The following is a 14575-nucleotide window of genomic DNA, read 5'->3' as shown; positions in this document are numbered from 1 at the left end:
AATGTGCCGTGAAAGCCACAGCGACATCGGCTAGCCCTTCACCGATCCCGTCAGGCCACCCACGATCCGCCGCTCCGCCAGCATGAAGAAGCCCAGCGCCGGGATCATCGACAACGCGGTGAAAGCCAGTACCCGCGCCGTGTCCTGTGAGTACTGCGACTGGAAAGTGGCCACCCCCAACGGCAGCGTGAAGTTGCCCGAGTCGTTGAACACCAGCAACGGCAACAGGTACGCGTTCCAGCTGGTGACAAAAGCCAGTACCGCCACCGTGGTCAGCGCGGGCATCGACAGCGGCAGCATGATCCGCCAGAAGAAGCCGATCCGGGTGGCGCCGTCGAGTACCGCGGCGTCCTCGATCTCCGCCGGGATCGCGCGCATGAACGGCCGCAGGATCACGATGGTCACCGGCAGCGAGAAAGCCGCCTCCGGCAGGGCCACGCCCATCGGGTTCTCCAGCATGCCCAGCTGCCGCAACAACAGGTACAGCGGCAGGGTGGCCACGCCGAGCGGGAACAGCAACCCGAGGGTGAACAGCGTGTACCACCCCTCCCGCCCCCGGAAGGTGTACCGCGACAACGCGAACGCCGCCATCGAGCCAAGCGCCACCGCGAGCGTGGTGGCCACCACCGCGATCAGCAGGCTGTTGCCGAGAAAGGTCCAGAACTCCGGTGAGGTCAGGATGTCCCGGTAGTTGTCCCACACCCACGGCCCGGGCAGGCCCGCCGGATCGGCGTTGATCTGGCCGGTGGTGCGGAACCCGCCCAGGATGACGAAGATCAGGGGCACCACGGTGATCCCGACGATCAGGATCGCCACCAGGTACGCCACCGACTGCCGTTTCATCGGCTCACCGCCCCTTCGGTGTCGCGCCGCAGCGCGAATCGCTGGTACAGCAGGGCGAAGGTGAAGCAGATGATGAACAACAGCACCGCCACCGCGCTGCCGAAACCGAACTCGTAGCGCTTGAACCCGTGGTCGATCAGGTAGGTCGCCATCGTGGTCGAGGCATTGGCGGGCCCGCCCAGCGTCATGATCCACACCAGGTCGAACAACTGCAGCGAGCCGATCACCGACAGGAAGATCCAGATCCGCACGGTCGGGCCGAGCAGCGGCAGGATCACGTGCCGGGTGGTCTGCCACGAAGTCGCGCCGTCCAGCGCGGCCGCCTCCTTCAGCTCCGCGGGAATGCCCTGGAGCCCGGCCAGCAGCAGGATGATGCCGAACCCGATGTACTTCCAGGTGATCACCACAAAAAGGGTGAACAGCACCAGGTCCGGGTCGGCCAGCCACTGCCGCACCAGCCCGCCGAGCCCGGCCGCGCGCAGCACCTGGTCGGCGAACCCGCCCGGCTGCAGGATGAGCAGCCAGATCACCGCGGTGATCGCCTCCGAGAGCACGTACGGCGCGAAGACGATCACCCGCAGGAAGGCCCGCCCGCGCAGCCGCCGGTTGAGCAGCAGCGCCAGCGCGATGCTCAGCGGCAGCTGCACGACCAGCGACAGCACGGCGATGACCACGTTGTGCCACACCGCGTTCTGGAACACCGAACCGGTCAGCGCGTCCAGGTAGTTCTTGAACCCGGCGAAGTCGTCGAGCGAGGTGAACCCGGTCCAGTTGTAGAGGCTGTAGTACACCGCCAGCACCATCGGCACCAGCACGAACCCGACGAACAGCAGCAGAGCCGGGCCGAGGAACAGGGTCAGTTCGAGCTTCCGGCGCAGGTCCGAGGACACCGCGCTCCCTGGGGGACGGGCGCCGCGCTTTCGCGAACGGAGCATGTCACTTGTTCCCCGCGGCCGCCGAGTTCACGGCCTGCACGATCGTCTCCGGGGTGCCCTGCCCGGCGAAGAAGTTCGCGATGGCGTCGTTGAGTGCCTGGCCCACGCTGGTCGGCAGCGCGATGTCGAAGTAGGTCTGCCGGTGCGACGCCTGCTGCGTGTACTCGAACACCGACTTGAGCGAGTCGGTGGTCAGCGCCTGCGCGGCGGCCGGGTTCACCGGCAGGCCGGCTCCGACGGCGGCGAGCTTTTCCTGCACCGGGGTGCTGGTCAGGTACTGGAGGAACTTCGCGCAGGCCGCCCCGGTGCGCTTGGTGCACGAGAAGCCGTCACCACCGGCGAGCACCGCGCCCGGCGCGCCCTCGCCACCGGCGACGGTCGGGAACGGGAACCAGCCGAGCTTCGAGTTCAGGTCCTTGTCCGGGGTGAGCGCGGCCATCGTGTCCGGGTCCCAGTCGCCCTGCAGTTCCATCGCGGCCTGGCCGTTCGCCACCAGACCGGCCGAACTGCCCGCCCCCTGCTGTGCCGGGGTGCCGACAAAACCGGGCTGGAACGGCTGGGTGTCGAGGAAAGCCTTGAGGTCCTGGCCGGCGCGCAGCCAGCACGGGTGCTCCATGCGCACGGTCTCGACGGCCTTCTTCAGCTCTTCCGGCGAGCAGTGCCGGGTGGCGAGATAACCCCAGTAGAACGCGTCCGGCCAGCGGTCCTTGCCGCCGACCGCGATCGGCGCCACCCCGGCGGCCTTGAGCTTGGACACCGCTTCGTTCAGCTGTTCCATCGTGGCCGGGGGCGTGGTGATGCCGGCGTTGGCGAAAATGTCCTTGCGGTACCAGAAACCCACCGTGTGCCCGACGTAGGGCACGCCGAACTGCTTGCCGTCGGCCGCCCAGTCCTTGGCGATCGGGCCGAGCGAACCGATCCACGGCGAGGTCTGCTCGGTGATGTCGGCGACCTTGCCCGACGGCAGCTGGCCCTCGCCCTGGCCGCCACCCCACTGCTGGTAGATGTCCGGCGGGCTGTCCGACTGCAGTGCCAGCGGGATCTTGGTCTGGAACTGCTCGTTCTGCACCGGCTCGATCTTGAAACTCACCCCAGGGTTCGCGGCCTGGTAGTCGGCGGCGACCTGCTCCCACACCGCTTTCCGCGTGTCGGTGGTGCCGTTGTGCCACCAGGTGAAGGTGACGGGTCCGTCCGCGTTCTCCGCCGTGTCGCCCCCACCGCTGCAGGCGGTGAGGGCGACGGCGGTGACCGCGGTGAGGAGGAAGGCGCAAACGTTCCGGATTCGGCGCATGGTGGTCCACTCCTGACGACTTCGGCCGAGCTGGACCGGGCTGACGCGCTTGCGCAGCCCAGGTTGGCTCAAGAGTGTGGCCCGAGGTCAAGGCCGTGTCAATCGTTGTCGATAACGTTTTACAGAGCTAGGCTGAGCCGGTGCAGCCAAGCTCCCGTGTGACCATCAGGGACGTCGCCGAGCGCGCCGGCGTCTCGGTGGCGACCGTGTCCAAAGTGCTCAATCAGCGGTACGGCGTCGCCGCCGCCACTTCCGCGCGCGTGCGTTCGGTGATCGAGGAACTGGGGTACGAGGCCAGCCTGGTCGCCCAGAGCCTGCGCAACCACCGGACCAACGTGATCGGCATCCTGGTGGCCGATCTCGAACCGTTCAGCACCGAGCTGCTCAAGGGCGCGGCCGACGCGATCCGGGGCTCGGGCTTCGAGCTGGTCGTCTACTCGGCGGGCGGGCGCACCGACGACAAGGCGGGCTGGGAACGGCGATACCTGTCGCGGTTGAGCGGCACCCTGGTCGACGGCGCGCTGCTGGTCACCCCGGCCGCCTCCCCCGAGGCACGCGAGGGCACGCCGGTGGTCGCGGTCGATCCGCACACCGGTTCCGCCGAACTGCCCACCATCGACTCGGACAACCTGCGTGGCGCGCAGCTGGCGGTGGAGCACCTGCTGGCGCTGGGCCACCGGCGGATCGCCCTGCTCACCGGTCGTCCGGACCTGCAGTCCGCGCAGCTGCGCGAAACCGGCTACCGGCGCGCGCTGGCCGCTGCCGGGGTGCCGGTGGACGAGGAACTGGTTCAGGTCGGCGCCTACGACCCGGAGATCTCGGCGGCCTCCGCGCGGCGCCTGCTGGACTCGGAAACCCGCCCCACCGCGATCTTCGCGGCGAACGACCTGTCGGCCATCGCCACCGTCGAGGCGGCGCGGGCTCTCGGCCTTCGTGTGCCGGAGGACCTGTCGGTGGTCGGCTTCGACAACATCCCGGAGTCGGTGCTGTGCGTGCCGCCGCTGACCACGGTCGAGCAGCCCATCCGCGAGATGGGCCGCCGCGCGATCGAACTCCTCATCCCGCTGATCAACGGGCAGCAACCCGAAACCACGCACGTCACGCTGGACACCCGGCTTGTCGTGCGCCAGTCGACCCGACAGGTGGAGCAGCCGTGACCCTCGACCCCGCGCACACCGAACTCTGGCGCGACCCCGCCGCCGCCACCGCCGACCGGGTGGCCGACCTGATGTCCAGGATGAACACGCGCGAGAAGCTGGCGCAGCTGTTCGGCGTCTGGGTCGGCATCGACGCCGCCGGTGAGATGGCCCCGCACCAGCACGACTTCGCCATCGAGCCGGGTGACTGGGACCGCCTGGTCGGTTCCGGCATCGGCCAGCTGACCAGGGTGTTCGGCACCCGGCCGGTGGAACCGCTGATCGGCGCGCGCGGGCTGGCCCGCACGCAGCGCGAGGTGATGGCCGCCAGCCGGTTCGGCATCCCGGCGCAGGTGCACGAGGAGTGCCTGACCGGGCTGGCCGCCTGGCGGGCCACGGTGTACCCGTCGCCGCTGTGCTGGGGCGCCTCCTTCGACCCGGACCTGGTCGAGCGCATGGGCGTCCACATCGGACGGTCGATGCGGCGGCTCGGCGTGCACCAGGGCATGGCTCCGGTTCTCGACGTGGCCCGCGATCTGCGGTGGGGCCGGGTCGAGGAGACCATCGCCGAGGACCCGTACCTGGTCGGCACGATCGGCTCGGCCTACGTGCGCGGGCTGGAGTCGGCGGACGTGGTCGCCACGCTGAAGCACTTCGCCGGGTACTCGTCGTCGAAGGCGGGTCGCAATCTGGCGCCGGTGTCGATCGGTGCGCGGGAGCTGGCCGACGTGCTGCTGCCGCCGTTCGAAATGGCGCTGCGCGCGGGCGCACGGTCGGTGATGAACGCCTACACCGACAACGACGGACTGCCCGCCGCGGCCGACCCCGCACTGCTGACCGAACGGCTGCGTGAGGTCTACGGCTTCACCGGCACCGTGGTGGCCGACTACTTCTCCGTTTCGTTCCTGCGCACGCTGCACGGGGTGGCCGGCACCCGCGCCGAGGCCGCCGCGCAGGCGCTGGCCGCCGGGATCGACGTCGAGCTGCCGACCGTCGACTGCTTCGGCGCACCGTTGCTGCTGGCGCTGGAATCCGGTGAGGCCGACGTCGCGCTGGTGGACCGCGCACTGGAACGGGTGCTGCGGCAGAAGTGCGAACTCGGGCTGCTCGACCCCGGCTGGTCGCCCGATCCCGAGGTGCTCGCCGACGGCCGCGCCGACCTCGACGACGACGAGTCGCGGGCGCTCGCGCGCGACCTGGCGCGGCGGTCGATCGTGTTGCTGCGCAACGAAGACGTGCTGCCGCTGACGCCCGGCAGGCGGCTGGCCGTGGTCGGCCCCCGCGCCGACGACCCCGGTGCCATGTTCGGCTGCTACTCGTTCCCGATGCACGTCGGGGTGCACCACCCGGACGTGCCGCTGGGCATCGAGGTGAGCACCGTGCTGGAGGCGCTCGGCGCCGACCACGAGGTGACCTACGCACTGGGCTGCCCGGTGGAAGGCGGTGAGGACGCCGCGATCGCCGAAGCCGCCAAGGTGGCCGCCGACGCCGAGATCTGCGTGGTGGTGCTGGGAGATCGCGCCGGACTGTTCGGCGGCGGTACCTCCGGTGAAGGCTGCGACGTAGCCGATCTGCGCCTGCCCGGTCGTCAGGAGGAACTACTGGAAGCCGTGCTGGCCACCGGAACGCCGGTGGTGCTGGTGCTGCTGAGCGGTCGCCCGTACGAACTTTCGCGGCAGGCCGACCGGCTCGCGGCCATCGTCTGCGGCTTCTTCCCCGGCGAGGAGGGCGGGGTGGCGCTGGCGGACGTGCTCAGCGGTCGGGTGAACCCGTCGGGACGGCTGCCGGTCAGCTTCCCCGCGGCCGGGGTGAGCCAGCCCGCCACCTATCTCGCCGCGCCGCTGGCCACCCGCAGCGAGGTCAGCACGGTCGATCCGACCGCGTTGTTCCCGTTCGGGCACGGGCTTTCCTACGCGCCGCTGAGCTGGGGCGAGATCACCGGGGACGAGGAGTGGACCACCGACGGGGTGCTCCGGCTGTCGGTCCCGCTGCGCAACGACTCCGACCGCGACAGCACCGAGGTGGTCCAGGTCTACCTGCACGACCCGGTCGCCGAATGCGTGCAGCCGGTGCAGCGGATGATCGCCGCGGCCAGGGTGGACCTGGCGCCGGGTGAGGCGCGGACCGTGCGGTTCGGCCTGCACGCGGACCTGACCTGCTACACCGGCCGCGCCGGGCAGCGGCAGGTCGACCCCGGCGAGGTGGAACTGCGCATCGGGGCGTCCAGCACCGACATCCGGGCGACACTGGCCCGCGTCCTGACCGGACCGCGCCGCGAGGTCGGCTTCGACCGCGTCCTCTCCCCCGAAATCGACTAGCCCCGTTTCATGAATGTGGCTGGGCCCGCGGGTTCGCGGGCCCAGCCACATTCGTCTCAGTCGTCAGGGATTGATCCGGGTGTAGGCGGGTTTCGGCTTCAGGGAGGAGTCGAACAGGCACGCGGCGCCTTCACCGGGGAACGTGCCCGGCACCCACGAATGCCGGTCGGTGAAGCCCCAGGTGGTGAACTCCACGCAGCGGCTCACCGCCTGGCAACCGTCCCAGGCCTGGTCGAAGTAGTCCGCCTGCTTGTTCAGCTTCGCCGTGTCCGCGGGCAGCTGGACGCGCACGTCGGCCTCGGTGATCGCCACGTCCACCCCGAGGTCGGCGAAGCGCTGCAGGTTCGCCTGGAACCCGCCGGGGAAGCCGTACTGGGTGGACAGGTGCGTCTGGAAGCCCGCGCCCTCCACCGGAACCCCTTGCTGACGCAGGGATTTCACCAGCTCGTACATCGCGTTGCTCTTCGGGCCCTGCCATTCGACGTTGTAGTCGTTGATGTAGAGCTTGGCGCCGGGGTCGGCCTGCTTGGCCCAGCGGAACGCGTCGGCGATGTAGTTCGAGCCGAGCTTCTGCTGGAAGATCGAATCACGGCGGCTGCCGTCCTCGTTGAACACCTCGTTCACCACGTCCCAGGCCCGGATCTTGCCCTTGTACCTGGTCATCACCGTGGTGATGTGCTTCTGCACGGCGGCGCGCAGATCGTTGGCGGACAGGCTGTTCAGCCAGCCGGGGTACTGGTTGTGCCAGACCAGCGTGTGCCCGCGCACGGATTTCCCGTTCTGCTGCGCGTAGTTCACGATCGAGTCCGCACCGGACCAGTTGTACTGGCCGCGGTTGGGCTCGAGGCTGGCCCACTTCATCTCGTTCTCCGGCGTCACGCTGTCGAACTCGCGGGTCAGCGTGGTGCGGAAGTCGGCTTCGTTCGCCAGTGCCCCGGCGGGCACCGCACTGCCGACGTAACGGTTGGTGATGTCCTTCAGCGGTGGCGCCGCCGAAGCCGGGGCCGCCTGCCACGCCACCAGTCCGGCGCTGAGCGCCAGTACCGTGCCGAACCGGCGGAGTGCGCCGGTGGCTCGTTTCGCACGCAACATCGTCGTTGCTCCTTGTTGTGGGGGCAAAACGGTGGCGGCGAGTTCGATGTTGGCAGGTAACCCACCATTGGTCAAGAACTTTCGAGTCGCCCGTCGAAAGTATCGGAATCGGGAAATGCGCGTAGACTGCCCGCCATGCCAGTGGAATCCGAGCGGAAGCCGGCCAGCGAACCCGCCCAGGGCAAGGTCACCATCGCCCAGATCGCGGTGGAGGCCGGGGTTTCCATCCCGACAGTTTCGAAGGTGGTCAACGGGCGCACGGACGTGGCCGCGGCGACCAGGGAACGGGTGGAGGAGATCATCCGCCGCTACGGCTACCAGCGGCGCAGCGACGAGCGGGCCCGCCGGTCCAACCTGCTCGAGCTGATGTTCCACGAGCTGGAGAGCATCTGGGCGCTGGAGATCATGCGCGGGGTGGAGCAGGTGGCCAGCGAGCACGACCTGGCCGTGGTGCTCTCGGAGTCGCAGGGCAGGCTCACCCCCGGCCGCGGCTGGCTGGAGAAGGTGCTGGCGCGGCGGCCGATCGGTGTGGTGTCGGTGTTCTCCGACCTCAGCGCCGACCAGCTGGCGAAACTGGAGTCGCGCAACATCCCGGTGGTGGTGGTCGACCCGGTCGGCGAGCCGGGCGAGCGCACCTACTCGATCGGCGCCACCAACTGGAACGGCGGGCTCATCGCCACCCGGCACCTGCTCGAACTGGGCCACCGCCGGATCGCGGTGATCGGCGGGCCGGAACGCGTGCTGTGCAGCCGCGCCCGCGTCGACGGTTACCGCGCCGCGCTGGAGACCGCCGGGGTGCCGGTGGACCCGGCCCTGGTGCGGTACGGCGACTTCCACGTCGAAGCCGGGCGGGCGCAGCTGACCGAACTGCTCAAGCTGGCCGACCGGCCGACCGCCGTGTTCGCCGGCAGCGACCTGCAGGCGTTCGGCGTGTACGAGGCCGCCCGCGCGGCCGGGCTGCGCATCCCGGAGGACCTCAGCGTGATCGGCTTCGACGACCTGCCGGTGGCGGGCTGGGTCGGGCCGCCGCTGACCACCATCCGGCAGCCGCTGCAGGAGATGGCCGCGGCGGGCACTCGCCTGCTGCTGGCACTGGCGCGGGGTGAGGAAGCCGAGCACCGGCGCGTGGAGCTGGCGACCAGCCTGGTGGTACGGCAATCCACCGCGCCACCGGCCGGTTAGCGGTACACCAGTGCGGCGGTGACGGCGAAGCACACCGCCGCGCCGATCAGCACGAACGTCGCGTGCGACACGAATCGGGCGCTGTCGGGGGCTCCGGCGATCGCACCGGCGACGGCCACGCCGATCGTCCCGCCCAGCTGACGGGAAGCGTTGCTGGCTCCCGAAGCCGTCCCGGCCGATCGGGGCGCGCTCCGCAACGCCGCGGTGACCACCGCCGGGGTGAGAACGCCCAGTCCGCTTCCCCACAGGACGAGTCCGGCGAACAGGACAGCGCTGTCGTCGCCGGTGACCGAGCAGGCGAGAAGTGCGAACCCGGTTGCGCCGACGGCCAGTGCCGCCGAAGCGGTCCGCCACACCCCGATCACGGTGACGATCCGCCCGGCGACCGGTCCCAGCAACGGCAGCGGCAGCATGGCGGGCAGCAGCGACAATCCCGCCGCCCGCGGCGACAAGCCCCGGACGTCCTGGAACAGCTGGGTCAGCACAAAAAGCACCCCGAGCGTGCACAGGTTCATCAGCCCGGCCACCACGCACGCGCGAAGCAGCGGGCGCCGCGCCGACGGTTCGACGCGGACCAGCGGATCGGGTGAGCGTCGCTCGGCGTGGACGAGACCGACCGCGGCGGCGACCGCGAGCAACGCCACCACGGCGGAGGGGGCGCTGATGACGGTCACCACCGAACCGATCAGCAGCGCGAGCAAACCGGCCCCGAGCCAGTCCACCCGGCGTGACGTCGGCGGCCGGGGCAGGAAACGCGCCGCGGCGACCGGGATCAGCGCGGCCGCGATCACCGGCACGTTGACCCAGAACACCGAACACCACCCGAGTTGCTGGACCAGCAGCCCGCCGAGCAGCGGCCCGGCGGGCAGGGCCGCCCCGCCGACCGCGGCCCATCGCGCCACGATCTTCGTCCTGGCCCGCTCGTCCACGGCGGATTCGGTGAGCAGCGCCAGCGTGCCGGGCAGCATCAGGGCCGCCGCGACTCCCTGGACACCGCGCCCCACGATGAGCACGAGGATCGACGGCGCCACCGCGCAGAGCACCGAAGCCATGCCGAACGCGGCGAAACCCGCGACCACCGCGCGACGATGTCCCAGCCGCTCCCCGATCGCCCCGGAAGCGGGCAGCAGTGCGGCGAGCGGGGTCGTGTAGGCGTCCACGATCCAGGCCAGGCCGGAAGCGCCGGTGTGCAGCGAAGTGCCCAGCGACGGCAGGGCCACGTTGACCACGGTGACATCGAGCAGGACCAGGAAGTAGCCGGCGCACAACGCGAACGGGGTTCGTCGGTCGGTCATGCCCTCGATGGTGGTGCCGCGACAGTTCAGCTCGCGTCGAAGTGTTCGCTTCGTACAGTGGCGGTATGGCCGAACCGATCCGGGGCGAGCCCGACATCGCGGCGGTGGCCGCCCTGTTCGCCGACGCGCGGCGCGCCCGCGTGCTGCTCGCACTCGCCGACGGGCGCGCGCTGCCCGCCGGCCGCCTGGCCCAGGAAGCCGGCGTCGCCGCCTCGACCGCGAGCAACCACCTGGGCATCCTGCTCGACCACGGCCTCGTCACGGTGCTCAAGCAGGGACGTCACCGCTACTACCGGCTCGCCACGCCCCAGGTCGAGAAGGTGCTGGAAGCGCTCGCCGGGCTGGCGCCACGCAAACCGATCACCTCGCTGCGCGAACACACCCGCGCCCGCGCGGTCCGATCCGGTCGCACTTGTCACCACCACCTGGCCGGTCAAGCCGGGGTCCGGTTGTTCGCGGACCTGCTGGCGAGCGGGTGGATCGAAGGCGGCGACGGCGAACACGACCCGGCACTGGACCGGCTTTCGGCCCCCGGCCGGGGAAATCAGTACCGGCTCACCACCGCGGGCGCCGGCGCGCTCGCCGCGCACGGCATCGCCGAACGCCTGCTCTCCACCACCCGGCCGGTGCGGTACTGCGTCGACTGGACCGAGCAGGCACACCACCTGGCGGGCCCGCTCGGCCGCGCGATCACGGACCGGCTGTTCGACCTCGGAGCCATCTCGCGCGGCACCGTGCCCCGCAGTGTGGTGATCGACGACGATCGGTTTTCGAAACTGTTTCGACGCCGTATTCCCGCTATTCACCAGTCTTGACGGGGGTTCTGCCCCCTTCTAGGGTCGAATTGACAGGGCACCGCTTCGAAACTATCGAAATGAGGACTCGATGCGGACCTACCGGGTGGCCGTGGTCGGCACCGGCGGCATCGCCGAAGCAGCGCACGTACCCGCCATCCGGGCCGCGGGCGAGCGCGCGAAACTGGTCACCGCGGTGGACACCGATCCCGCGCGGCTGGCGGTGTTCCAGCAGAAGACCGGCGTCCCGGTCGCCTACCAGTCACTGAAGTCCATGCTGCGCACCGAAAAACCGGATCTGGTGCAGGTGTGCACGCCGCCGTCCACGCACGCGGACATCGCGATCGCCTGCCTGGAAGCGGGTTCGTGGGTGCTGCTGGAGAAACCGCCCGCGCTTTCATTGGCCGAGTACGACCGGATCACCGCCGCCGAACGCGACGGCGGCCCGTACGCGAGCGTGGTTTTCCAGCACCGCTTCGGTTCCGGGGCCCGGCACGCGCGCGAGCTGATCGAGCGCGGTGCGCTCGGGCGGCCGCTGGTCGCGCTGTGTAACACCACCTGGTTCCGCGATCAGTCCTATTTCGACGTTCCGTGGCGCGGGAAGTGGGCCACCGAGGGCGGCGGGCCGACGATGGGCCACGGCATCCACCAGATCGACCTGCTGCTGGCGCTGCTCGGCGAGTGGACCGAGGTGCGCGCGATGGCGGGCAGGCTGGACCGCGAGATGGAGACCGAGGACGTCTCGATGGCGATCGTGCGGTTCGCCAGCGGCGCGATGGCATCCATTGTGAACAGTGTGCTTTCCCCGCGCGAGGAGAGCTACATCCGGCTCGACCTGACCGAGGCGACAGTCGAAGTGACCCACCTGTACGGCTACCGCAACGCCGACTGGCGCTACACCCCCGCCCCGCACGTCACCGACGAGCGGCTGATCTCGTCGTGGTCCGAAATACCGGAGGACGTCGGCAGTTCGCATTCGGCGCAGCTGCCGTACCTGCTCGACGCGATGGACCGCGGGCAGCGGCCGCCGCTTTCCGGGCCGCAGGGGCGGGAAGCACTCGAACTGATCACCGCGCTGTACCGGTCGGCGTTCACCGGAGCGCCGGTCACCCGGGAGCAACTGCGGCCCGGCGACGTGTTCTACCACCGGATGAACGGGGACGTGAAACTGTGAAGCTGGCCGATGGCGACGGCGTGTTCACCGTGACCGAAGGCGAGGTGGAACTGCTGCGCTACACCTACCGGCCGGACATCGCCGAGTTCGAGTGCCCCAGCCCGAGCTTCCACCCGCTGCGCACCCTCGACGGCGACGTGGTCACCGGCAACCGGCCGCACGACCACCGCTGGCACAAGGGGCTGGCGATGACGGCCTCCCACCTGGACGACCAGAACTTCTGGGGCGGGGTGAGCTGGGTGCGCGGCCAGGGGTACCAGGTGCTGCCGAACGTGGGCTCGCTGGTGCACCGGGATTTCCTCGCGCTGACCCCGGATCGGGTGGTCGAGGAGATCGACTGGCTCACCGCGGCCGGGCAGAAGTGGATCACCGAGCGGCGCACCATGTCGTTCACCGCCGAAGCCGGGGCGTGGACCCTGGACTTCACCTCGGAACTGCGGAACACGCGTGACACCGCGCTGGAGTTCGCCAGTCCGACGGTGCACGGACGGGAACTGGCCGGGTACTGCGGTTTCTTCTGGCGGGGCCCGCGTTCCTTCGAACACGGCGAGGTGCTCGCCTCGGATGGCCAGTCGGGCCCGGAAATGATGGGGCGCGTGGCTTCGTGGCTCGCTTACATCGGCACGCACGACGAGGTCGACCACACGTCGACGCTGCTGTTCACCCCGGATCCGGGCAACCCGGAATGGCGCTGGTTCGTGCGGAACTCGCCCTTTGCCGTGGTGAACCCGTCGGTGGCCTTCTTCGATCCGCTGCCCCTGCCCGCCGGGGAGACGCTGCGCCTGCGGTACCGCCTGCTGGTGGGCAACGGCTCGTGGTCACGGGACCAGCTGGACGCACGAGCCGCTTCCTACACCTGGTAGCCCCTCACTGCGCCGCCAACGCCTCCTCGAACTCGGTGCGGACCTTGTCCCCGCCGGTGGAGCGCCACTGGGTGAGCACTTCGTCCCAGTAGGACACCGGCTTCCGGCCGGACATGATGTCGTTCTGCGCGTCGTTGATCATGGTGCCGAGCTGCCCCTGCTTGCGCGACCACGTGTCGGAGAACAGGCTCAGCGTCGGGTCCGCGACCGAAGTCGGGATCACCGAGGCCTGGTAGTCGTAACAGGCCTTCGTCGCTTCGGGATTGCCCGGCACAAAAAGCACGTCCGGTGAGTCCACGATGTACCGGATACCGAGCACGGTCTGCGAGACGCCGGCCTGATTCTGCCGTGGCCCGCCGTCCTGCATGGTGTAGTGCGTGCCCGCGGTGCCGTACTTGCGGAACAGGTACTCCTCGGTGCCGAACGGCGCGGCCAGCCAGTTGGCCAGCTTCAGCAGCTGCCGGATCCGGCCTTCGTCCGCCTTCTTCAGCACGGTGAAGTTGTTCGTCGCCTGCGCCTGCCAGGTTCCGGCGAACCCGCCCCCGTTGTACAGCGGCGGCCGCATACCGGAGATCTTGAACCCCGGCCCCGCCACGTTCTCCGCGTAGTACTGCGGCCAGGCGGTGTACCGGTCGGTGTGCATCACCGCACTGCCCGCGTTGAACCACTTCTTCACCGGCGCGTTGTTCGTGGTGCTGTCCGGGTGCACCACCCCGTCGGCGAACATCTGCGCCGAATCCGCGAGCGCCTGCTTGAACTCCTCGTACTCGAACTTGCTCTTCAGCTTCCCGCCCTCGTCCTTCCACCGGAACGGCAGCCCGAGCATCTGCGAGACGAAGTCCAGCGGCCCGCCCGCCAGCGCCCACCGCCCGGCCTTCGCGTCGGTCACCTGCTGGCACACCGAACGGAACTCCGCGAAGTTCGCCGGGTTCGCGTTCGCACCCAGCTGCGCGAACAGGTCGTCGCGGCGGAACATCAGGCTGCCCGCGACACCCCGCGCCACCGGCAGGCCGTAGATCCCGCCGTTGTACCGGCAGTCCTTCCACGCCGCGGTCGGCAGGTTCGCCAGGAACGGGTACTCCTTGACCGCGTCCCCGCCGAGGAACGGGGTGAGGTCCTGGCACTTGCCCGCCAGCCACGCCGGCAGGTTCGCCACCCCGGCGGGCAGCCCGTTCGGCGTGTACAGCGCGGGCACGATGAAGTCGGGCAGGTCGTCCCCGGCGACCAGGGTGGCGAACTTCGTCGGCATGTCCGAGTTCGGCACGATGGTCAGCCGCAGATCGGCGTTGAGGCGCTTGTTCAGCTCCTGCCAGTACGGGTTCTGGTCCACCGTCGGCGGCACCGGTGAACTCGTCAGCACGAACGCCGAGACCGGCGAGCCGTCCCCCGGCGGCGTGTCGAACGCCCGCACCGGCGGATCGGGATAGTTGAGGAAACCGTTCAGCAGCCCCTGCTCGTTGCCGGGCAGGTCCGGCTTGACGCCGGTGTAGGGCAGGTACGCGGGCAACTTCGTGTCGGCCACGGCCTGCTGCGTGGTGGCCCCGTTGCCACCGCTGCCGCACGCGCCCAGCAAGGCGGGCGCGGCGACGGTGGCGAGGGTGCCGGAGAGGAACAACCGGCGGTTCATCGCGTTCATCGGATTCTCCTTCGGT

General features: G+C 69.9%; 12 protein-coding genes. 6 read left to right on the top strand and 6 right to left on the bottom strand.

Going from position 1 to position 14575, the window contains the following annotated elements; translation table 11 throughout:
- Positions 1-30: 30 nt before the first annotated feature.
- Genes YIM_RS19570 through YIM_RS19560 form a run of 3 tightly spaced genes read right to left on the bottom strand, consistent with a single transcriptional unit; the run spans position 31 to position 3069 of the window.
- A complete protein-coding gene (locus tag YIM_RS19570; RefSeq protein WP_153031733.1) occupies positions 31-843 on the bottom strand; it encodes a carbohydrate ABC transporter permease in 813 nt (270 codons plus the stop codon).
- The gene (locus YIM_RS19565) at positions 840-1733 is read right to left on the bottom strand and encodes a carbohydrate ABC transporter permease (RefSeq protein WP_228004831.1); all 894 of its coding nucleotides are present in this window, start codon (positions 1731-1733) and stop codon (positions 840-842) included. The genes YIM_RS19570 and YIM_RS19565 overlap by 4 nt, the downstream gene beginning before the upstream one ends.
- Before the next feature lie 46 nt (positions 1734-1779).
- Positions 1780-3069 (bottom strand): ABC transporter substrate-binding protein, encoded by a 1290-nt coding sequence (locus YIM_RS19560; RefSeq protein ID WP_153031731.1) that lies wholly within the window; start codon positions 3067-3069, stop codon positions 1780-1782.
- 158 nt (positions 3070-3227) lie between these two features.
- On the opposite strand from YIM_RS19560, the gene YIM_RS19555 reads away from it, so the two are divergent.
- Both YIM_RS19555 and YIM_RS19550 read left to right on the top strand, forming a co-directional pair.
- Complete coding sequence (locus tag YIM_RS19555) at positions 3228-4226, top strand: LacI family DNA-binding transcriptional regulator (RefSeq protein ID WP_153031730.1); 999 nt, start codon at positions 3228-3230, stop codon at positions 4224-4226.
- A 71-nt stretch (positions 4227-4297) separates the two neighbouring features.
- The gene (locus tag YIM_RS19550) at positions 4298-6523 is read left to right on the top strand and encodes a beta-glucosidase (RefSeq protein WP_153037091.1); all 2226 of its coding nucleotides are present in this window, start codon (positions 4298-4300) and stop codon (positions 6521-6523) included.
- Between the two features lie 63 nt (positions 6524-6586).
- Here the strand turns inward: YIM_RS19550 and YIM_RS19545 are convergent, their stop codons facing one another.
- Positions 6587-7615: an endo-1,4-beta-xylanase gene (locus YIM_RS19545; RefSeq protein WP_153031729.1), complete on the bottom strand. Its 1029-nt coding sequence runs from the start codon at positions 7613-7615 to the stop codon at positions 6587-6589.
- Positions 7616-7750: 135 nt separating this feature from the next.
- Between YIM_RS19545 and YIM_RS19540 the strand changes: the two genes are divergently transcribed.
- The gene (locus YIM_RS19540) at positions 7751-8797 is read left to right on the top strand and encodes a LacI family DNA-binding transcriptional regulator (protein ID WP_153031728.1); all 1047 of its coding nucleotides are present in this window, start codon (positions 7751-7753) and stop codon (positions 8795-8797) included.
- Here the strand turns inward: YIM_RS19540 and YIM_RS19535 are convergent.
- On the bottom strand, positions 8794-10092 hold the full coding sequence (locus YIM_RS19535; RefSeq protein ID WP_153031727.1) for an MFS transporter: 1299 nt from the start codon (positions 10090-10092) through the stop codon (positions 8794-8796). The two genes, YIM_RS19540 and YIM_RS19535, sit on opposite strands and share 4 nt — an antisense overlap.
- Before the next feature lie 65 nt (positions 10093-10157).
- On the opposite strand from YIM_RS19535, the gene YIM_RS19530 reads away from it, so the two are divergent.
- From YIM_RS19530 to YIM_RS19520, 3 genes are all read left to right on the top strand, one after another.
- Complete coding sequence (locus YIM_RS19530) at positions 10158-10907, top strand: helix-turn-helix transcriptional regulator (protein WP_153031726.1); 750 nt, start codon at positions 10158-10160, stop codon at positions 10905-10907.
- A 70-nt stretch (positions 10908-10977) separates the two neighbouring features.
- Complete coding sequence (locus YIM_RS19525) at positions 10978-12060, top strand: Gfo/Idh/MocA family protein (protein WP_153031725.1); 1083 nt, start codon at positions 10978-10980, stop codon at positions 12058-12060.
- Positions 12057-12923 (top strand): PmoA family protein, encoded by an 867-nt coding sequence (locus tag YIM_RS19520; RefSeq protein ID WP_153031724.1) that lies wholly within the window; start codon positions 12057-12059, stop codon positions 12921-12923. Before YIM_RS19525 ends, YIM_RS19520 begins: the two co-directional genes overlap by 4 nt.
- A 4-nt stretch (positions 12924-12927) precedes the next feature.
- On the opposite strand, the gene YIM_RS19515 is transcribed toward YIM_RS19520, so the two are convergent.
- Complete coding sequence (locus YIM_RS19515) at positions 12928-14559, bottom strand: extracellular solute-binding protein (RefSeq protein WP_153031723.1); 1632 nt, start codon at positions 14557-14559, stop codon at positions 12928-12930.
- Positions 14560-14575: the final 16 nt, after the last annotated feature.

Source organism: Amycolatopsis sp. YIM 10 (assembly GCF_009429145.1).
In the GTDB taxonomy this organism is placed as follows: domain Bacteria; phylum Actinomycetota; class Actinomycetes; order Mycobacteriales; family Pseudonocardiaceae; genus Amycolatopsis.
Note: the sequence above shows the minus strand (reverse complement) of the source record. Positions and strands in the feature narration are given on the sequence as shown.

Excerpts from the sequence above, each read along its gene's own strand:
- YIM_RS19570 (WP_153031733.1), bottom strand. The coding sequence starts at position 843 with ATGAAACGGCAGTCGGTGGCGTACCTGGTGGCGATCCTGATCGTCGGG.
- YIM_RS19560 (WP_153031731.1), bottom strand. The coding sequence starts at position 3,069 with ATGCGCCGAATCCGGAACGTTTGCGCCTTCCTCCTCACCGCGGTCACC.
- YIM_RS19550 (WP_153037091.1), top strand. The coding sequence starts at position 4,298 with ATGTCCAGGATGAACACGCGCGAGAAGCTGGCGCAGCTGTTCGGCGTC.
- YIM_RS19545 (WP_153031729.1), bottom strand. The coding sequence starts at position 7,615 with ATGTTGCGTGCGAAACGAGCCACCGGCGCACTCCGCCGGTTCGGCACG.
- YIM_RS19540 (WP_153031728.1), top strand. The coding sequence starts at position 7,751 with ATGCCAGTGGAATCCGAGCGGAAGCCGGCCAGCGAACCCGCCCAGGGC.
- YIM_RS19535 (WP_153031727.1), bottom strand. The coding sequence starts at position 10,092 with ATGACCGACCGACGAACCCCGTTCGCGTTGTGCGCCGGCTACTTCCTG.
- YIM_RS19530 (WP_153031726.1), top strand. The coding sequence starts at position 10,158 with ATGGCCGAACCGATCCGGGGCGAGCCCGACATCGCGGCGGTGGCCGCC.
- YIM_RS19525 (WP_153031725.1), top strand. The coding sequence starts at position 10,978 with ATGCGGACCTACCGGGTGGCCGTGGTCGGCACCGGCGGCATCGCCGAA.
- YIM_RS19515 (WP_153031723.1), bottom strand. The coding sequence starts at position 14,559 with ATGAACGCGATGAACCGCCGGTTGTTCCTCTCCGGCACCCTCGCCACC.